The sequence below is a fragment of the Paenibacillus sp. V4I5 genome (genome assembly GCF_030817255.1).
Taxonomy (GTDB): domain Bacteria; phylum Bacillota; class Bacilli; order Paenibacillales; family NBRC-103111; genus Paenibacillus_E.
In genome coordinates this window covers 3,044,616-3,062,160 of the sequence record NZ_JAUSZB010000002.1, presented here as the reverse complement: position 1 = coordinate 3,062,160, position 17,545 = coordinate 3,044,616, and the positions used below count along the sequence as shown (strand labels likewise).

The window sequence follows — 17,545 nt, the reverse complement described above, 5'->3', positions numbered from 1 at the left end:
AGCAGCGAACCCATTATTTACTGCTTGAAATGATCTTAGCGAACGAAGTATCCAATTCTTTTTGCAAATCGTCTACTTTTCTTGTTTTTGGATCTGTATAAAGGAATTTCACCATAATTTTTTGCCATGAATCATCAAACTGTCCATACCATAATGGTTTCAATTGGTTATTAACGATTTTACCCGTTTTGTAAAGAGCCAGGAAGTCGCTTGCCATCGGGTCTACATTATTTGGCTTAACATTGTTTTTCAAAGCGCTGATAGTTTGAACGCCGTCTGCCCAAATTTGTGCGCCCTCGTCTGATGCCATGTAAGTAAAGAATTTCTTCGCTGCATCCACATTTTTCGATTTGCTGCCGATCATCCAAGTATTGTCCGTAGACAACGTCATGTAGTTATCTTCCACTTTATCATAGGAAGGGAACATGAAAACGCCGAAATTTCCTTGCGGGTTATAGTTGCGAATCGTACCGATCGCAAAGCTGCCCATAATATCCATTGCTGCTTTACCTTGAGCAAAGTATTGAAGCGATCTGTCATAATCGATATCTTTGGCATCCGAATTCGTATATTGACTAAGCTCGTGCACGCGTGACAGGAAGCCTTTGTATTCCGGAAGATCCGCGAATTTCTTTTGTCCGGAAGTGATGCTGCCCGCATAATCCGGCATTTTCACTAATGGACCGCCCCACATATCGGGCCACATGAAGCTCATATAGGAAGCGCCGTCTTTCCAAGATGCGGCAAAAGCAGGGATCCCTTTGGCTTTTAATGTTTCTGCTACTTTTACTAATTCGGAATAAGTTTTAGGAATTTCAATGCCGTTTTGTTTAAAAATATCTTTGTTATAAATAACGCCGTTCGTCATCAGATCGATTGGCAAACCGTAAATTTTGTTATCGTAAGTTACATTCGGTTTGAAGTTGTCGTCGATCTTTTGGGAGAACGCTTCATTGGTAAGATCAAGGAAGTTGCCCGCCTTTGTCATCTCAACCATGCCCGCTGGACGGCCAAAAATGATATCCGGCTGGTCGTTCGCAGCAATTTTCATTTTAATGTTATCGCTGAATTTATCTACCGGCATAACCTGAATATCAAAGTTAATGTTCGGGTTAGCTTTAGTAAAGCTTTCTGTAAGCTTTTTGAAAGTATCCACTTTAGGCTTTTCTACCATGTAATGCACAACGGACAGGGTAACTTTCTTGTCATCATCCTTTGGAGCCGCTTTAGTTGCGGCTGGCGTATCGCTAACCGCCGGAGTAGCTGTGCTTGTAGAAGTGCTTGATGAGCACCCGGCAACAACAACTACTGAAAGTGCAAGAGATAGAAGCATTGGCATCGTTTTCTTCATTTTGTAGAGACCTCCATTATAATTTTTTTCATTCGAACTAGCTGAATACACTCTCCGCCTCACCTCCTTAATCGTTAGCTCAGTGCTGCGTTTTCACGAATTTCATGTATGTAAGCGTTTCAATACTTGAATTATATGATACTAATCTAATACTTTATATAACCAATTGATTATAAAATTATATTTTTTATATTTTTTATATACTATTTTTAATGATCGCTGTTACAATAGAAATCATAAAATGGGTCAATCATTTATTTTGACAATCGGAGTGATACAATGAACAAAATTCCGCTTTACAAACAAATTCAACAAAGCATTAAAGAAAAAATCACTTCCGGAGAACTTCGAAGTGGTGATCGGGTACCTTCCGAACAAGAGATCATGGAGGCATACAGAGTAAGTAAAATAACCGTGAAAAATGCGCTTATCGCGCTTGCTGACGAGGGTCTTGTGATACGCATTCAAGGGAAAGGCACATTCGTTTCGCCCAACCTGCTATCCTCCAATGCGAATAAGCCTATTGCGCCGCAAGGGCCGGCAGGCAATTTTATCGGATTGGTCATTCCTACTATGAAAACAAAAGTTATTCAAAAGCTCGTAGACAATATCGAATATTTCTTAAAAGAAGCCGGTTACCAGCTCCTTTTGCATATAACACGAGAATCTTCCCTTGAAGAATCCCGCGCCATCCGTAATCTAACTGATGCCGGCGTTAAGGGGATCATTGTCTTCCCAACCGAGGATGAAAAATACAGCGAAACCCTGCTTCGATTATCCCTGGATAACTATCCGTTTGTTTTCATAGATCGGTTTCTTAGGAATATTGACACTTACCAGATTGTTTCCGATAATTTTGGCGGAGCATATGAAATGGTGTCCTATCTTTTAAATCTTGGGCACCGCCGTATTGCCTTAATCTCACCGGAGAATACAAATACAACAATTGAAGACCGCACGCTCGGTTTCGAAAAAGCCTACATTGATCTGGGTATCTCGATTGATAAAAGCTTATGGTGCCACGTCCCCTTGCACATTTTGAGAACCAAGGATTCTTTACCCTATATCACTGACTTTTTGGAAAAGCATCCCCAGATCAGCGCAGCGTTTACATTAACGGCTGAAATGGCAAATATGACCTGCCTCGCTTTGAAACAAGCAGACTCTGTGCTAGCAGGCGATTTGAAACTAGTATCCTTTGATGATCCCGAGATTCCTAATGTACCCTATATCATTCAAGATGAGAAACGAATGTCCCAATCCGCAGTCGATCTGCTTATATCGCAAATTGAAGGCGAATACTTTCCTAAACAAATTATCATACCGGTCAATCTGGTATTCTCGGAAGACGCGTCTACAATGAAAGATGTGCGTATTAGAGCATGAGAGATCGGAAGCATGGATGGGAGCAGTATGTACAGCCTCCGAGTTAGAAGCTTAATTCTGCTCTATTGTTATGTAGGAGTTCATAGAATCGCAGAAAACCTAGCAACTTTAACACTGCCCGTTTCCTTCCGAACCTCCAGATGAATGCTATAGCCTCTCGACATTCACCGATACAGGCGTGACAACGATTTCTTTTTCCTTGGACCGCCAAAGACGCTTCCCTCCTACTTTTGTAGGGGGATTTTTTATTTCGTAACATCCCGCATTGGAAAATATATGTCGGAATGTTGTCAACCCTTTCGCTTTCTGGTGGTGGACTGGCAAAAAAAGATCCTCTTCATCATTGAACTCCCATGAAAATTAAAAAGCTCTGGTTCTTAAAAAAGAGCAAATTGAAGCAGACCCAGGAAAACACTTTTTAAAATAAGGCTGAGCCTCTGCTTGATCATTATGGAGTTGGGTGGCAGTAAAACGACTTTCTTCCAAAAACAAAGGTAAGGCTGGTGCAACCAGTCAAAAAGGATTAATTTCCCATAAGTGCTACCCATATTGGGTGCGACAGTCTGTGATGCACCGTGATGGTTGGAGTCAGACTAACGGTTGGGCTCTAATGGCACCATAGTTTATAGACCTTCCTCTCCCAGCCATAGTAGAAGTATTGACAGATTTTATCCATTTTCATCCTCTGTGGTGCAGCGCTGGTCTTGCGCTGCATGAACGGCTAACGAGCAGGATAGTTTGGTGACTGCCTTGAATAAAGAAAAGTAAAGTTAATTAATAAATTGGCCGTATCCGCTTTTGGTTTGGCATCTTCAGAAAGTAGGCTGGGTATGAAACTCAAAGGGACTATGACTGAACAGGCATATAGGAAAACATTAATAGCCTCGAAATTTCATTTGTTCAATGATTTATCCATGCGAAGGTTCTTAAACATTATTAAAAAGACATTTCCCGAAATGAAGACAGCGCACGTTTTATCTTGGACACCCGACCAAGGTGAGGATATAATTAGCTTTCTTGTGGATACTCAGACAGTTATTAAGATTGAACTGGACCGTTATGATGATACAATTGCTCCGATAGTTGATGTGTATCCAATTGAAAACTGGATGAAGGGACTCAGTAAAACGTATCAGATTAAAATCGCAGTAGCATTGGATTTAGCTAAGAGCGATATATCACAAGGCAGTTAAATTAGGGTAGAGCATTCCACTAACGGATAAATTAGTTCAACGTACTATTGATTGTTGTTTGGGGGAAGAGAAATGGAAAGAGATATTACTGAAGCCGAGTTTATAGATATGCTTCAAAATGGGCAGAGATCCTTTCACAGAATATATGTTGAAGCAGGTGCTTATCATGGGTTTGATTTTTCTGATCTAACCTTTGAGGTGTGTTTATTTTCAGTTGATTTTTCTGGTTCTAAATTTGAAAACACGAGGTTTATAAATTCAAATCTTAAAGCATGTGACTTCTCTAATTGTTTATTTACAAATGCCATTTTGATTGGTAATGCACTCGATGGTGCAAACTTCAAAGGAGCGATTGTAAATGGAGTTACCTTTATAGAAAACACCTATCACTCCATTGTTCTTACGGAACATCATCTAACTGAAATGATACTCTAAGGAGTCGTTGAACTAACGGATACGATAGTTGAATGAGACCTATAGATACATGTATGTAAAAAGTACTTCAAAACTTATTTGAGTTTTGAAGTAGACAATTAAGTTTTGAAGTAGACAATTAAGTTTTGAAGTGACAACCAAAGTCTTGAAGTGACAAATTAAGTTTTGAAGTAAAGTAGGCGTTCACTCTATTGGGTGAACGCTTATTATATTTTCTTGTAATGAGGAAGTCCTTTCTCTTCTTCTTTATTAACAAACATGATATAGGTGGATTAATTCTATGAGTAAATTGAAAAGCTTGAAACTAATAATAAGTGGATTTTTGTTGGGAGCAGTAATGTTTGGTGGAGTTTCATATGCAGCATCAGGATCTGTAAACTTGAGTGCATATTTTGGGGTCAAAATCATTCAGAATGGGATTGATAAAAGAAAGTATAAGTTTGCTATACTTATCCTGAATCGACTCCGACATCTCAATCACTAACCCATAATCGGATGAATCATGTACCTGCACAATAAGTATTTATTCAGTTGTCGTATCAGGCTCCGAGAATACGAGCTTAACCGGGATCACCGTCTGCGTCGGTGCATAGTCAGCTTCCATCTGCCGAATCAATAGCTGGGCGGCCGATTGCGCGAGCTTCTTTTCGTCTTGTTTGACGTAAGGGATCCCCGGTATTTCCGGATTGTCGAAGGAGTATAACTCGATCGGCGCAGCAGATGAGCTTGTCCGGACGCTTCGAACTGCATTGTAAGTCAGATTAGTCATCTCCGCCGTCAAGGCAAACACAGCCGTAATTTGCGGATGGGCGGCAATAAAATTCTTTAAGTAGGGCAGAACTTTTTCGCTGCGTAAAATGTCTAGCGGGACATGGCACCAGAGGCTTTTATCGATAGAGATGCCTTGCGCGATATAAGCTCGCTCGAATCCGGCGGTTCGGTCTTCGATCGCCGTATTTGCGTTTTCCGAGGAGATCAGCGCGATTTGACGGTGTCCCTTCCCAAGCAAGTAGGATACGGCCTCGTAGGCCCCGCCGATATTGTCGGAAGTGACCTTGTACGTTTCGATGTTCCGTAGAAACCGGTCGATAAAGACGAAAGGGTATTTATCCAAGGAAAGCCTCAGCAGAGATTCGTTATATTTTTCGTCCTCTGTGGGAAACACGATGAGCCCTCTAATCTTCGATTCGGTCAGCTCGCGGATGGCGCGGGACTCTTCCGCGGACGACTCGCGCGTAATCCGGAGTACCATATGAAACCCCGCCTCGCGAAAGGAGTATTCCAGATGCTCGACCATCTGCTGAATCACCCGGGTCTTCATGGTTGGAACGATGAAGCCGACAAAGTTGTTCACATTTTTGTCCGAAGCAGATTTGCTCCTGATCTGTGCGGTGTCGGACAGCTGCGGCGCGACGAAGGTTCCTTTTCCCTGAATCCGGACAACGAGACCCTCGTCAACCAGAACCGACAGTGCGTTCTTGACCGTTATTTTGCTGACCTTATATTCGTCCATGATCTCTTGCTCGGAGGGGACCCGATCTTTGGGACGGAGGTCTCCGGACATGATTCTTTCTTTGATATCCAGATGAATTTGTTTATAGAGAGCCGTCTTGATCATCACTACACCCTATTCCTATCATTTTCCATATTTTTTATAACCAATTTAGTCTATAAAATATGTTATTCATATAGTATAATTCTTTTTGTAAGGGCTTTCAACACGAATATTGTCGAATCTTGTAAACTAAAGGAGGAGGTTTTTATGAAAGCATTCATGCTGGGGAAAACAAAAAACATTGTTACCATGGTGCTTGTGCTTATCATGTCTTTTTCCATCATCTTGCCGACCATGGCTGCGGAATGGACGGTGTCCGGCAATCTCGAGGCTCATGACCCGACGGTCATCAAAGAAGGCAATACGTGGTGGATGTTCTATACGGGAGATTATTTGAAAGTCAAATACTCCAGCGACGGAAAAAACTGGAACCAAGGAATTCCCATTTTTAACGGCCGTTTGTCTTGGTGGTCTAATTATGTCAATCGAATCGACAACGTTAACGAAGTATGGGCTCCCGATATTTTCTACCATAATGGCCGATTCTGGCTCTATTATGCTTACTCCGAATTCGGCACGAACAAGTCTCTGATCGGTCTTATGTCTTGTTCGAGCATCGCGACCGGTGATTGGAGAGACGACGGGCTCGTCATCTACTCCGATTCCACAAAGAATTATAACGCGATCGATCCCGGCATCACGAAGGATGCTTCCGGCAACCTGTGGATGTCCTTCGGTTCCTTCTTCTCCGGCATCAAGCTTGTAAAACTTGATCCAGCCACGATGAAGCCTGAATCGGGTGCTGCCATCCAGACCATCGCGACAAGACCCGGCGTAACGAACAATCCGATCGAAGGCGCCAAGATCGTATACGCGAACGGATACTATTACATGTTTGTAGCTTTCGACTATTGCTGCCAGGGATCCAACAGCAATTACAAGATCGCTTACGGCCGTGCGACCAGCATTACTGGCACTTACTATGACAAAGCCGGAACCAGCATGTTGAACGGTGGCGGAACGATCTTGGAGGTAGGCGATACCAGATGGAAAGGTCCCGGGGGACAGGAGCCTTTCTGGGATGGAAGCAAATGGATCATGGTCCGACATGCCTACGATTCGTCCAACAACAATTTCCCGACGCTCCGCATTCGCGACATGTATTGGGACGCTGAAAAATGGCCGTCATACAATGCCGGCAACGGCTATTACAAGATCCAGAACAACGGTTTCTCGTCGCTATATATCGATGGACTCGGCTCCACGACAGATGGCGCCAACCTAGCCCAATGGGCAAGCAGCACCAGCTACAACCAACAGTTCGATATCGTCAATCTCGGCAATCAATACTACAAGCTGATCAACCGCGCCACAGGCAAGGCTATTGACGGGATGGGAAGTACTACCGCAGGCTCGAACGCGGGACAATGGAGCAGCGGCACCAGCTACAATCAGCAGTGGGAAATCATCGACGCCGGCGGCGGCTACGTCAAGTTTAAGAACCGTGCGACTAGCCTTTACCTGGACAACGGCAACCAGTCGGCTAACGGCTCCGTCGTGAAACAGTACGGTGACAGCATAAGCTACAACCTTCAGTGGAAGCTGTATAAGCAATAATTCATCAGTCGGAAAGTCCGGCAATCCGGCAAGAGAGAAGAAAATCGGTGAAGGCTGCCCCGCCTTCACCGATTTTCTGTTTCTTATTATGGGGTAAGCGGATATCGAACCAAACTGGGTCGTTCCGCGCGCAGGGAGCCGGAGGCGAACGCAGTGGATCCGCTCGAAAACTTGCCACATGGAATGGTCAATATCCATCTATTGCCACGTATTTATTCAATGACTCATTATAGGGGATCAGCTAGCAAGACGGTAACCTCTTATGACTACACGACTAAGTGGATGAATGAAAATGGCTATATCAATGATGATGTTTCCTATTATTTTGAAAGATACGATGAAAAGACAATAATAGAATCAGATGATGAACGAAATGAAATAAAAATATTTTGTCCCGTAAAGAAGAAATGAGCATTAAACTAACGTAAAACGATAGTTGAGGAGCTTGCTTTGGGCAGCTCCTTTTTCGTTTATTGAAGTAACGGGCAGTAGAGCATGGTAGCAGCCAGCTAAACTATAGGTGATTGTTAGAAGGAATTTGAGATAAGTTTCTGGTATATATACATTTGTAGAAATAAATACGTTAGGATGTGTGAAAATGGACAAGCACTACGAATACCTACTTCTTGCTTTCGAAGAAGCAGAAAAAGCAAAAGACGAAGGGACTTTTCCAATCGGAGCAGTAATTGTTGATTCTGACGGAAATGTTGTTAGTCGAGGTAGAAATAGAGTTTTTTCTAGTTGTGATTCAACGTCACATGCAGAAGTAGACGCTATAAGAAAAGCCGGACATAAAATACTAAATCTTGAAAGTAAAAAATTTGTTGTAAACAATGGGCTAACATTATATACGACTTGTGAGCCTTGCCCAATGTGTACTGGAACAATAGTACTCTCCATGATTAAAAGAGTGGTGTGGGCTGCAAATGATGCTGATATAGGTGCATTTAAAAAATTTAAGGAAGGAACAAGTCTACTGCCTATATATAATGATTTGTTCAGTGATATTGAAATTGTGGCTGCACCATACCTAGATTTAGAATTAAGGCAAAGGGAAATGTTAGCCGAATGGAATATTAATAGAGGTTACACTGATACTCATTGGAATAATGAATTGATCCAAAAGTCAAAAAATTAAGCTAAAGGCGAATTACATAAGAGGATTGAACTAATGGAGAACAAGAGCTCAATAAACTACACCATGAGGCTGCCGCGGATTTCGATAGGCAGCCTATTTAACTTTGAGAGGGGACATGTCTAGTGAAGATAGGAATTGTTGGTGACTACAATCCAGAATATTCATCGCAGATCGGTACAAATAATGCACTTATTCATTCATCTAAGAAATTAGGAGTCCCTATCGAGCAAAAGTGGATTCCTACAACTACTATTTCTGAACAAATTGATACCATTAAAGAAACATATCAAGGTTTTTGGATAGCTCCCGGTTTCCCTAATTCTATTGATGGGGTATTAAGTATTATTAAATTTTCTCGCGAAAACAATGTGCCTTTGTTAGGAACTTGCGGTGGGTTTCAATACATCATTATGGAGTATGCAAGAAACAATTTGATGTTGAAGGAAGCAGGACACGAAGAACGAGATCCTCACTCAGCTCAATTAGTTATTAGTAAACTTACTTGTTCATTAGTTGGTCAAATAGGCGAAATCATAATAAAGAAACCTTCGAGAGTGTTTGATATTTATCAAGAAACAAATGTAATTGAGCAGTTTAGGTGTAATTATGGACTTAGTCCAGAATACGAAGCTCAAATTCATGAAGCTGGATTAAAAATAGTTGGAACAGATTCCATGGGAAACCCAAGAATAATTGAATTACCAGAACACAATTTCTTCATCGGTACGTTATTTGTTCCACAATTAAAATCGACCTCGGAAACCCCACACTGCATCGTTGATTCCTTCATTGGTTCTGTAATTAATCAGGGTCAGAATAACCCTGAATTAAAGAAGAAAGGATCTGCCCATTGAACTAACGGGTAACGATAGCTTCATAACAAGATCTAGCAGGCTGCCGGTGATAAATTCGGTGGCCTATTCCGGGTTAACGGGCAGATTAACAAAGTAATTCCTATCATATCAAGTTTGGTTTAGATTCTAAGTAATCGATATGCTTTTTTACCTCAATCCAATTTGAAGCACGAAACACGAAGTCATGAGTAACCGATAAATTATATGGCTGTTCATACAAAATAACCGGCTTATTTACTAGAGCAAATTCCTCTGCATAGTGAGGACCATCATCAATCAACACATCTACCTCTGAATTAATACATTCTTGGAGTTTGTTTTCAACAAGTGTAATATTGTGATAATTAATCTTATAGTGTTTAAGCCATTCAATGGTAACATCGCGAAAAAGTAATGGTCGAGCAGTAATAATTGATAATTGATGCTGATTAAACAGTTGCTGTAATATTTCAACTGCCATCGGCAAAGGTGATGAGTTCCAATGAATTTCATGCCCATATTTATTATAAATTGCATCTCGTTCAGCCTTATCCCACCCATATAAACGGTAGAGATAAAAATCATTAACATCGTCGGGTGTTAATGATAATCCAGATGCTCTATTATAATATTGCAAATAAGCTGAAGTGGCATCAAGAATTGTATTATCTAAATCTATTCCAATATGCAAGGTTAACAACCTCCTAACTAAATGACTAACTATTTCTGTAAACCCAGTTTAACATATGCTGGATTCTGGTAATTCCGCTAACGAGAAACGATAGTGGAAAATCTTACTTCGCGGTAGCTCCTCCTTTTGCCTATTCAAGTAACGGGCATAAGAAACGAAATAATTCTATTGAATCTACAATAGATTCTCAATTTATTACCGTCTAATCTAATATGAATCATTTTGGAGGTGTATGATGGTAAAAAAGAATTCATTTTATTTAATATTCCTTTTAATATCTGTATTTGTCCTAACAGGTTGTTCGATTCAGACAGGGATAGAAAAAGAAATTAATGTTCAAGAAGAAAATAAATCAGCTTTAAAAGTAGACATCAATCCAAAAGGATGGGAAGTAAGTCCAACATTTAATATTCCAGTTACATTTGGTGATGGAACAAAAGGCGAATATATTTTGATTGGAAATGAAGGAGAGTTAGGTTTCCTTACTGGAGGACAACCTATTATTGCAGGGAAATCTAATAAATATATGTGGTACTTTTGGGGTAGTACGCTAGAAGAGACGCAACAATTATTCGGAAAGAAAATGGAAATAAGAGGAGTTAGCAAGCAAACGGGAGAAGAAATTAGTGTTTTTAAGGGTGGGATCGGAATACCAAATCCTAATGTTCAACCTCCTATTCTAGATAACGATAAAGTTGCTAAAGGAGTTACTATGATGTCAATACCCTCTGGGCTTTGGAGATTAGATGCTTACATTGAAGAGAAGCTTTTTGGCAGTGTTGTTGCTCAAGTGCATAACAAATAGTTAATTCTATTAGAACCGAGAATAGAGGTATTTCTACTTTTCTACCGAAAAACTATAGTTCAATTTCAGAAGGGCTGCGGATTGCAGCCCTTTGCTGTCCTTTCAATGGCCTTATTTAATTCATCTGGAGGTGACTATATGAAATTTCTTTTAATTGCCATTATATTATTGCACTTACTTGGTGTTATATCTGGATGTTCAAAAGATGAACAAAGTCAAAGTCACTTGGTAATTGACTACGATATATCTGTTTTAATAGAGGATAGTGAAGTTATACAAAATTAGTATCCGCCTAAATGGCGGTTTTTTTATTTTATCGGATCCAGGCCAAGAATATCGTCCGATTGCCGATAAAGCCACATTATTAAATATAGCGTAGGGCATTCAACCACAATCCATCCAAGATGACGTAAAGGAGCGACTATAACTTCTGCCCTGTTAAACCAGGCTGGGTTAACAGGGAAGTAATAAGATAGTTGTCCGTCGGCTCCTTCATGAACGTTATGAAGGCGGTAAAATCAAGAGAAACGGAGCATTACGGGAGGAGTGAACCCGAGATGCTCCGTTTCTTCATTAATGCCTTTAATCAGATCAACAAATGAACCCAACCTCTTTGATTTGGAGGTCTTTGCTTTGGGATAAAAGTTTATAATACAAAAAATTGAGTAATAAACACAACGCCCGTCACTGACTTAATCTCAAGTATAATACCTGTGCGGTCACCCCGTACAGATACCAAACTATTGGCTGGCAGCAATGGTGATATTAATGCGCGAAGTATGGTATTGTTTCTATTTCTTGCAGCTAGGACGAGCTGGGTGGCGAATGCGTTGTTACTGCCAATTTTACGGTATAACGGCAGAATCCTCTTAGAAATGCTTCTCAAGCTGATTACTGTTAAGCGGACTCTCCCTTTTGTGTTGGTCGCATTTTCTACTTGATTCGCCGGAGCCGGAGCCTTAAAGCCGATGCTAAATCCAAAACTATTGGTTCCAAAATCGTTGAAACCAGATGTAACTTCCTTGAGTAAACGATTGAGTGAATCCAAATTATTGTTCCGGATCGCGATGGTTAAGCGTGTTGCATATACCGGATTACAAACAATTTCACGGTAAATTGGGATCGTTTTCGTAGCCGCTTTTCGCAGCGCTACTACCGTTAATATACTCAATTTAAGTTCCAACTCCCCTCCTATTAAACTTATATAGTATATTGAATTCTTATAGTTTGGATTGGGTAGTTATATTGGGAGAATATATATTTGATGAACAAGTCTACGTCCAAATTATCCAACCGATTTTAAATTTTTTGGACAACCGTTCTTTATCATTTTTTAATAGAGCATCCTCTATTCCTACTTACACGTGTTCATGGGCTTTTGTTTTTCTTTTGACTATATGTTCTATTAAGTATTGAGCTAATGCAGAAGTACGACAAGTTCTGCTATAAGCACCAAACAGTGCGAAAAGCAGGAAATTACAGCAGTAATTTTAACTTTACAACCAAGGATGGGAATGACGGAACCATGTATCCTGAAACCATCCCGCCAATACTCCTGCACGCGTCAATGTTTAACAGAACAATGAGGTGTGAAGTACAGGTAGATTCGACAGAACGAAGGCTGTAGCCATTCGAATAGAAAAGGTATGCGGGCGGATATGTCGCGCGGCTGAAAAACTGGATATGGTGAGAATGTTCGCATAGAAGCGATCTGACGAACTTCCGAATGTACAGGTCTAAAGTTAGAGCATGCGGAAACGTATGTACCATCAAACGATGGGGTGAGTGGCGTAAAGTAAAACTTTCTGCTCTGAAATACGCTATGCCGAACAATGGTGGCATTGGTCTCACAGGCTCAGAGGAAGCACCTAAGTTCAGAAAAGATAGCTAGGCTGTAAGGGACTTGGAAAACAAGGGACGTTGCTACAAGGGCTGTTACCCGAAACGGTTGCAATAAGGCACTTGCCGAAATGAATTTATCCTTGTGAGGGTAGGGGCACGACCGAAGAAACCTCTGTAATGGAGGTGGAGGAACAGCCCCAAGTCTAATTGAAAAGAACGATCATTTTCCATGCGTGAATTGCACCGATCAGGTAGGAACGTGGGGACATCGCTTCATTTAGGAGGGGTGCCACAGTGCAAACTTTACGAAATTGGGAGTATTACGGCATGACGGAATCTTTTACGGATTTGCACGCAAGAGCGACAAACAAGGAGACTTTCTCACATCTCTACGAGATCGTCACATCCAGAGAAAATATATTGCTGGCATACCGTACGATGAAGTCCAATAAAGGATCAAAGACACCAGGGATGGATTGACCATCAAAGACATCGAACAACGACCCGAATACGAATTAGTGAGTGAAATCCAAAACAGACTTGAAAATTGCCACCCTGAGAAGGTCAGACGGAAGCTTATCGAAAAAGACAACGGCAAAATGAGACCACTTGGCATCCCGTGTATCCTCGACCGGATCATTCAACAGTGCTTCAAACAAGTCCTTGAGCCCATAGCAGAAGCCCATTTTTACAACCATAGCTACGGGTTCAGACCCCTTCGATCTACACATCATGCCATGGCAAGAGTCCAGTTTCTTCTCAATCAAGCGTCGATGCATTATGTAGTCGACATCGACATATTGGGTTTCTTCGGTGCGCCTAGGTAAGCTGGGTGCTTTCAGTGGGTGTAATTCCCACCCGGGCAAAGGGAAAAGCCGCCCTACCCGGAATCGAGTCTTGAACACGTAAAGGTAACGATACGGGTTAAGCGTAGACAGAGCGACGTCCAGGCCGTAACGCAAGTGAAGCGATAGAGCCTCGTGAGATATCCGGGGGCCGACAAGGTCGAAAACTTGGAAGGCTATAGTACATCTGTAATAGTCGAATTACTACAAAATGGACAGCCTATTGTCATCGTCGCTACTACCGCTGGTATATCTCGCGTGGGTGATTAAGTCTTAAAATAAGAAGACAGCCCTCATCTTAACAACAAAGGTGAGGGCTGTTTACGCTTACGGATCTAGGGGACCTATGTTGAGGAGGTAGAAGGTAATGTAGGCACTTTTGTGTCGTTTAAGTAGGAACATTTGTGTCGTTAGAATCCCCTCAAATGAGTTTCTAGATATATTAATTTCCATCCTAGGGCACTAGATATACATTCATATTTCCTATTTTTGTGATTTTTATGTCGTGGAAAAACCGATTTTCTGTATTATTGGTATTTTCTTGTCGTTAATATTAATCATTTTTAATGATGTCGGGATTTTTTTGTCGCTAATGAGGAGATTTTCTTGTCGTTGTTGTACTTCTTCTTTTCCTTATTTATAATTATTATTAAAAAGGATTGACTTTTGTTATTATTTATTTATAATAATTATTATCTGATATGGATTCTCATTGGACAAGCAGTCAGTATGGGTTGAAAGGAGTGCACAGCGATGTATGATGTCATTATTATTGGAGCTGGACCGGCGGGAGCTTCAGCTGCTATCTATACAGCAAGAGGAAATCTGAAGACACTCGTTATTGACAAGGCACCGAATACAGGAGCTTTGGCCATCACTCACAAAATTGCGAATTATCCGGGTGTAATTGGAGAGCTATCAGGTAAAGATTTGCTCGATACGATGCGGGAGCAAGCCAAAGGTTTTGGGGCGGAGTTCATCCAAACAACGATTACAGCTGTAGATGTGGAAGGCGATACGAAGTATGTATTTACGGCTGACGGTATCTATGAAGGTAAGTCGATCGTAATCGCGACGGGTTCCAAAGGACGCAACCGTATGCTGCCTGGGGAAGAAAGCTTGTTAGGCCGTGGCGTTAGTACATGTGCAACGTGTGATGGAGCCTTTTTCGATGGCAAAACGGTTGCTGTCATTGGTGATTCAGAGGAAGCCTTGGAAGAAGCACAAGCGTTAAGTAAATTTACCGATAAAATATATTTCATAGTTCCACGACCTGAACTGCAGGGTGTTCATCACGTTCCAGTATTGCCGGGCACTGACTTTCTCTACAAAGCCAAACCGCTTGAAGTGCTTGGAGACAAGCATGTAGAGGGACTTCGAATACGTACGAGTTCTGGTGCAGAGGAAGTACTCCATGTGGATGGTGTGTTTGTCTTCCTATCCGGCAGTAAGCCTGGCACAGATTTCCTACAGGATCAGGTTCCGCTGGACGCGGATGGTTTTATGATTCTGGATAGCTCGATGCAATCACCTATTGCAGGTGTATTCGGGGCTGGAGAAGTTAGACGCACACCAGTGAAGCAAGCGGTAGTTGCAGCTGCTGATGGAGCCATCGCAGCTATGGCGGTCGATAAATTTATTAATAAGCGGGCTCAGCTGATTCCGCAATACAAATAATCTTATACCCTACAAGGAGATGAATTCCGATGTCTAATGTCATTGTTTATTCAAGTACAAATTGCCCTTACTGCCAACAGTTGAAAAAGTATTTAACGGAACAAAATGTCTCCTACGAAGAAAGAAACATTGATCTGAATGATCAATTCGGACAAGAACTTCACGATTTAGGCTTGATGTCTTTGCCTGTGACAGTCATTGGCGAACACAAAATTTTGGGTCTCAACGTTACCAAACTTAAAAAAGCTTTGGCCGAAATCGCAAGCTAATACCATACAATATAAATAGATAGAGGAGAGCTAACCATGACACAATTAACCGTACAACCCTCACCTTCTTTTGCTAAAATAGGGCTTCCTGCGCCTTCATTCTCATTGCTATCGACGAAGAATATGGAAACCTTAGAAGAGAAAATAACGCTTGAAGATTATAGAGGAAAATGGCTTGTTTTCTTCTTCTGGCCATTCGACTTTACATTCGTGTGTCCAACCGAAATCACAGCTTTCAGTGACAATTACGAGCAGTTCCTTGAACTTGATTGTGAAATAGTTGGGGCTTCTGTCGACAGTGTGTATACACACAGAGCTTGGACTCAAACGCCGCGCGACCAAAGCGGTATCGGTCCTGTGAAGTTCCCGCTGGTCAGTGATTTCTCCAAAGAAACAGCACGCGCATATGGCGTGTTAGACGATGAAAGCGGCGCTGCGCATCGCGGATTGTTCATTATCGATCCAGAAGGCGTGCTGCGCTACCAAGTGGTCACGGATATGAATGTTGGGCGCTCTGTAGATGAGACGCTGCGTGTGCTTCAAGCGCTTCAAGCTGGTGGACTTTGTCCAGCGAATTGGAAACCAGGCGATAAAACATTATAAGCTGCATGAGTAAACAAGCCTCAATCGACTCTCACTCGATTGGGGCTTTTGTGTGTATTCAAAGTCTGTTTTGAAGTATAATAGAAGAACTATATAGTTGAAGACAGAGAGGTTAGATGCATGATGCAGTCCATATCGGACAAACTGTTTATGGGTTCATTGATTTTACTCATGATTTCCATTGTGGTTAGCGGAATTGGCTTTCAATTCGTGAATTGGCGCACACAAGTGACAGATGAGTTAGATGGGGAGACGCAAGATAGCGGTTCTAGAAAGAAGGCCGTTATGGATCGGCAAGATAAAAGCTTGGGACGTGTACTGCGTTCCTACTTATTTTGGATCGCGATAGCAGGCATTCTAATATCCATTGGACTTTCTTGGTTTAGCTCTAAATAAAATATAAGGCGTATAACCCTCGGGATGAGTGTTATACGCCTTTGTTGGTATCCTAATTTAACCGGAATCATGATCTAAACAATTTCTTCTACGCAGGAACTGCAGACCAGCTTGCCTTTGAAATAGGTCATATTCTCGAAATTACCGCAGAATACACAGGCTGGCATATACTTCTTGAGTGTAATGCGCTCCGGATCGACATAAACCTCGATCGCGTCACCGATATCGATATGAAGTGTTCGTCGCAGCTCAATCGGCAAAACAATCCGGCCTAACTCGTCTACTTTTCTCACTATTCCCGTCGATTTCATCTGAAAGCCTCCTAATTATTTCATTGACTTCGATCATTTATGTTGTATATTCAATTCCACATATAAACTTGAATTCCTTTTATTTACTTCAAACATTTTAGTCAATTATCTGATTAATGCATGAAAGTGGACAGCAAAAAAAGGGCTTAAACGTGTTTCATTGAACACATTTAAGCCCTTTATACGTATAAGGATCTAGTTTTTGTTCTCCTGTTGTTGATCTTTGGCGATTTGCTCTTTAAGTGCCGTATTTTTAAGAACCAACTGTTTGGATAATTCAACTTGTAAAAGGTTGATTTTATTAATCTCATACTTTAATTTACTAAGTCGAGACATCTTGCTGCTTAAATCACTGGGTGAAGTACTTATTTTTATATCCCTTTGTAATTGATTAATTTTTGAAAGTGCTTTTTCCTTTTTTTTCTGTTCGTCGATACTTCTTTGTTGAATTTCAGCAATTTCTTTTTTTAAGCGATTTATGATAGATAAAGTGAAACTTATAGCCATTCAAACACCTCTTAGCAGTTTAGTGTAGCTTCACACCATTCTACACTAAATACATGGTCCGTGCCAAAAGGGGGATGAAAAAGAGGGGTGT

At 41.3% G+C, this 17,545-nt stretch carries 22 protein-coding genes; 16 read left to right on the top strand and 6 right to left on the bottom strand.

Going from position 1 to position 17,545, the window contains the following annotated elements; genetic code table 11:
• Positions 1–13: 13 nt before the first annotated feature.
• On the bottom strand, positions 14–1,351 hold the full coding sequence (locus QFZ78_RS15855) for an ABC transporter substrate-binding protein (RefSeq protein ID WP_307548920.1): 1,338 nt from the start codon (positions 1,349–1,351) through the stop codon (positions 14–16).
• Positions 1,352–1,630: 279 nt separating this feature from the next.
• Here QFZ78_RS15855 and QFZ78_RS15850 point away from each other — a divergent pair, with 279 nt between their 5' ends.
• The 4 genes from QFZ78_RS15850 to QFZ78_RS15835 all read left to right on the top strand — a co-directional run bounded on the left by QFZ78_RS15850 (position 1,631) and on the right by QFZ78_RS15835 (position 4,849).
• Complete coding sequence (locus QFZ78_RS15850; RefSeq protein WP_307548919.1) at positions 1,631–2,737, top strand: GntR family transcriptional regulator; 1,107 nt, start codon at positions 1,631–1,633, stop codon at positions 2,735–2,737.
• 830 nt (positions 2,738–3,567) lie between these two features.
• Positions 3,568–3,930, top strand: coding sequence for a hypothetical protein (locus QFZ78_RS15845; RefSeq protein WP_307548918.1), 363 nt, complete (start codon positions 3,568–3,570; stop codon positions 3,928–3,930).
• Positions 3,931–4,002: 72 nt separating this feature from the next.
• Entirely contained in the window at positions 4,003–4,365 is a 363-nt protein-coding gene (locus tag QFZ78_RS15840; RefSeq protein ID WP_307548916.1) for a pentapeptide repeat-containing protein, read from the top strand.
• Positions 4,366–4,645: 280 nt separating this feature from the next.
• On the top strand, positions 4,646–4,849 hold the full coding sequence (locus QFZ78_RS15835) for a hypothetical protein (RefSeq protein WP_307548915.1): 204 nt from the start codon (positions 4,646–4,648) through the stop codon (positions 4,847–4,849).
• A gap of 39 nt (positions 4,850–4,888) precedes the next feature.
• Here the strand turns inward: QFZ78_RS15835 and QFZ78_RS15830 are convergent, their stop codons facing one another.
• Positions 4,889–5,983, bottom strand: a complete 1,095-nt coding sequence (locus QFZ78_RS15830) for a GntR family transcriptional regulator (protein ID WP_307548913.1) — start codon at positions 5,981–5,983, stop codon at positions 4,889–4,891.
• Positions 5,984–6,127: 144 nt separating this feature from the next.
• Between QFZ78_RS15830 and QFZ78_RS15825 the strand changes: the two genes are divergently transcribed.
• The 4 genes from QFZ78_RS15825 (at position 6,128) to QFZ78_RS15810 (ending at position 9,529) form a co-directional block, all read left to right on the top strand.
• Positions 6,128–7,537: a family 43 glycosylhydrolase gene (locus tag QFZ78_RS15825; protein ID WP_307548911.1), complete on the top strand. Its 1,410-nt coding sequence runs from the start codon at positions 6,128–6,130 to the stop codon at positions 7,535–7,537.
• Between the two features lie 153 nt (positions 7,538–7,690).
• Positions 7,691–7,948: a hypothetical protein gene (locus tag QFZ78_RS15820; protein WP_307548910.1), complete on the top strand. Its 258-nt coding sequence runs from the start codon at positions 7,691–7,693 to the stop codon at positions 7,946–7,948.
• A gap of 187 nt (positions 7,949–8,135) precedes the next feature.
• Entirely contained in the window at positions 8,136–8,675 is a 540-nt protein-coding gene (locus QFZ78_RS15815) for a nucleoside deaminase (protein WP_307548908.1), read from the top strand.
• 122 nt (positions 8,676–8,797) lie between these two features.
• Positions 8,798–9,529 carry a CTP synthase C-terminal region-related (seleno)protein gene (locus QFZ78_RS15810; protein ID WP_307548906.1) on the top strand — a complete coding sequence of 244 codons (732 nt, stop codon included), beginning with the start codon at positions 8,798–8,800 and terminating at the stop codon, positions 9,527–9,529.
• A 103-nt stretch (positions 9,530–9,632) separates the two neighbouring features.
• Here the strand turns inward: QFZ78_RS15810 and QFZ78_RS15805 are convergent, their stop codons facing one another.
• Positions 9,633–10,199, bottom strand: coding sequence for a 5' nucleotidase, NT5C type (locus QFZ78_RS15805; protein ID WP_307548904.1), 567 nt, complete (start codon positions 10,197–10,199; stop codon positions 9,633–9,635).
• A 235-nt stretch (positions 10,200–10,434) separates the two neighbouring features.
• On the opposite strand from QFZ78_RS15805, the gene QFZ78_RS15800 reads away from it, so the two are divergent.
• Together QFZ78_RS15800 and QFZ78_RS15795 are read left to right on the top strand one after the other, a co-directional pair.
• The gene (locus tag QFZ78_RS15800; protein WP_307548903.1) at positions 10,435–11,004 is read left to right on the top strand and encodes a hypothetical protein; all 570 of its coding nucleotides are present in this window, start codon (positions 10,435–10,437) and stop codon (positions 11,002–11,004) included.
• A gap of 138 nt (positions 11,005–11,142) precedes the next feature.
• Positions 11,143–11,289, top strand: a complete 147-nt coding sequence (locus tag QFZ78_RS15795) for a hypothetical protein (protein ID WP_307548900.1) — start codon at positions 11,143–11,145, stop codon at positions 11,287–11,289.
• A 361-nt stretch (positions 11,290–11,650) separates the two neighbouring features.
• Here QFZ78_RS15795 and QFZ78_RS15790 read toward each other — a convergent pair whose 3' ends face one another.
• Positions 11,651–12,187 carry a hypothetical protein gene (locus QFZ78_RS15790; protein WP_307548898.1) on the bottom strand — a complete coding sequence of 179 codons (537 nt, stop codon included), beginning with the start codon at positions 12,185–12,187 and terminating at the stop codon, positions 11,651–11,653.
• A 953-nt stretch (positions 12,188–13,140) separates the two neighbouring features.
• Here QFZ78_RS15790 and QFZ78_RS15785 point away from each other — a divergent pair.
• The 6 genes from QFZ78_RS15785 (at position 13,141) to QFZ78_RS15760 (ending at position 16,636) form a co-directional block, all read left to right on the top strand.
• Entirely contained in the window at positions 13,141–13,326 is a 186-nt protein-coding gene (locus QFZ78_RS15785; RefSeq protein WP_307548896.1) for a hypothetical protein, read from the top strand.
• Between the two features lie 119 nt (positions 13,327–13,445).
• Positions 13,446–13,673 carry a reverse transcriptase domain-containing protein gene (locus QFZ78_RS15780; RefSeq protein ID WP_307555715.1) on the top strand — a complete coding sequence of 76 codons (228 nt, stop codon included), beginning with the start codon at positions 13,446–13,448 and terminating at the stop codon, positions 13,671–13,673.
• 771 nt (positions 13,674–14,444) lie between these two features.
• Positions 14,445–15,368, top strand: a complete 924-nt coding sequence (locus QFZ78_RS15775) for an NAD(P)/FAD-dependent oxidoreductase (protein WP_307548894.1) — start codon at positions 14,445–14,447, stop codon at positions 15,366–15,368.
• A gap of 29 nt (positions 15,369–15,397) precedes the next feature.
• Positions 15,398–15,637 carry a glutaredoxin family protein gene (locus QFZ78_RS15770; protein ID WP_029196850.1) on the top strand — a complete coding sequence of 80 codons (240 nt, stop codon included), beginning with the start codon at positions 15,398–15,400 and terminating at the stop codon, positions 15,635–15,637.
• A gap of 36 nt (positions 15,638–15,673) precedes the next feature.
• Complete coding sequence (locus QFZ78_RS15765; RefSeq protein WP_307548892.1) at positions 15,674–16,240, top strand: peroxiredoxin; 567 nt, start codon at positions 15,674–15,676, stop codon at positions 16,238–16,240.
• Positions 16,241–16,360: 120 nt separating this feature from the next.
• Positions 16,361–16,636, top strand: a complete 276-nt coding sequence (locus QFZ78_RS15760) for a hypothetical protein (protein WP_307548890.1) — start codon at positions 16,361–16,363, stop codon at positions 16,634–16,636.
• A gap of 74 nt (positions 16,637–16,710) precedes the next feature.
• Here the strand turns inward: QFZ78_RS15760 and QFZ78_RS15755 are convergent, their stop codons facing one another.
• Together QFZ78_RS15755 and QFZ78_RS15750 are read right to left on the bottom strand one after the other, a co-directional pair.
• Positions 16,711–16,947, bottom strand: coding sequence for an AbrB/MazE/SpoVT family DNA-binding domain-containing protein (locus tag QFZ78_RS15755; protein ID WP_047677188.1), 237 nt, complete (start codon positions 16,945–16,947; stop codon positions 16,711–16,713).
• Positions 16,948–17,142: 195 nt separating this feature from the next.
• Positions 17,143–17,454, bottom strand: coding sequence for a hypothetical protein (locus QFZ78_RS15750; protein WP_307548888.1), 312 nt, complete (start codon positions 17,452–17,454; stop codon positions 17,143–17,145).
• Between the last annotated feature and the right edge of the window lie 91 nt (positions 17,455–17,545).

What these genes read in the sequence shown, in the direction of transcription:
- QFZ78_RS15855 (WP_307548920.1), bottom strand. Translation starts at nt 1,351, where the DNA reads ATGAAGAAAACGATGCCAATGCTTCTATCTCTTGCACTTTCAGTAGTT.
- QFZ78_RS15850 (WP_307548919.1), top strand. Translation starts at nt 1,631, where the DNA reads ATGAACAAAATTCCGCTTTACAAACAAATTCAACAAAGCATTAAAGAA.
- QFZ78_RS15845 (WP_307548918.1), top strand. Translation starts at nt 3,568, where the DNA reads ATGAAACTCAAAGGGACTATGACTGAACAGGCATATAGGAAAACATTA.
- QFZ78_RS15840 (WP_307548916.1), top strand. Translation starts at nt 4,003, where the DNA reads ATGGAAAGAGATATTACTGAAGCCGAGTTTATAGATATGCTTCAAAAT.
- QFZ78_RS15835 (WP_307548915.1), top strand. Translation starts at nt 4,646, where the DNA reads ATGAGTAAATTGAAAAGCTTGAAACTAATAATAAGTGGATTTTTGTTG.
- QFZ78_RS15830 (WP_307548913.1), bottom strand. Translation starts at nt 5,983, where the DNA reads ATGATCAAGACGGCTCTCTATAAACAAATTCATCTGGATATCAAAGAA.
- QFZ78_RS15825 (WP_307548911.1), top strand. Translation starts at nt 6,128, where the DNA reads ATGAAAGCATTCATGCTGGGGAAAACAAAAAACATTGTTACCATGGTG.
- QFZ78_RS15815 (WP_307548908.1), top strand. Translation starts at nt 8,136, where the DNA reads ATGGACAAGCACTACGAATACCTACTTCTTGCTTTCGAAGAAGCAGAA.
- QFZ78_RS15800 (WP_307548903.1), top strand. Translation starts at nt 10,435, where the DNA reads ATGGTAAAAAAGAATTCATTTTATTTAATATTCCTTTTAATATCTGTA.
- QFZ78_RS15795 (WP_307548900.1), top strand. Translation starts at nt 11,143, where the DNA reads ATGAAATTTCTTTTAATTGCCATTATATTATTGCACTTACTTGGTGTT.
- QFZ78_RS15780 (WP_307555715.1), top strand. Translation starts at nt 13,446, where the DNA reads ATGAGACCACTTGGCATCCCGTGTATCCTCGACCGGATCATTCAACAG.
- QFZ78_RS15775 (WP_307548894.1), top strand. Translation starts at nt 14,445, where the DNA reads ATGTATGATGTCATTATTATTGGAGCTGGACCGGCGGGAGCTTCAGCT.
- QFZ78_RS15770 (WP_029196850.1), top strand. Translation starts at nt 15,398, where the DNA reads ATGTCTAATGTCATTGTTTATTCAAGTACAAATTGCCCTTACTGCCAA.
- QFZ78_RS15765 (WP_307548892.1), top strand. Translation starts at nt 15,674, where the DNA reads ATGACACAATTAACCGTACAACCCTCACCTTCTTTTGCTAAAATAGGG.
- QFZ78_RS15760 (WP_307548890.1), top strand. Translation starts at nt 16,361, where the DNA reads ATGATGCAGTCCATATCGGACAAACTGTTTATGGGTTCATTGATTTTA.
- QFZ78_RS15755 (WP_047677188.1), bottom strand. Translation starts at nt 16,947, where the DNA reads ATGAAATCGACGGGAATAGTGAGAAAAGTAGACGAGTTAGGCCGGATT.
- QFZ78_RS15750 (WP_307548888.1), bottom strand. Translation starts at nt 17,454, where the DNA reads ATGGCTATAAGTTTCACTTTATCTATCATAAATCGCTTAAAAAAAGAA.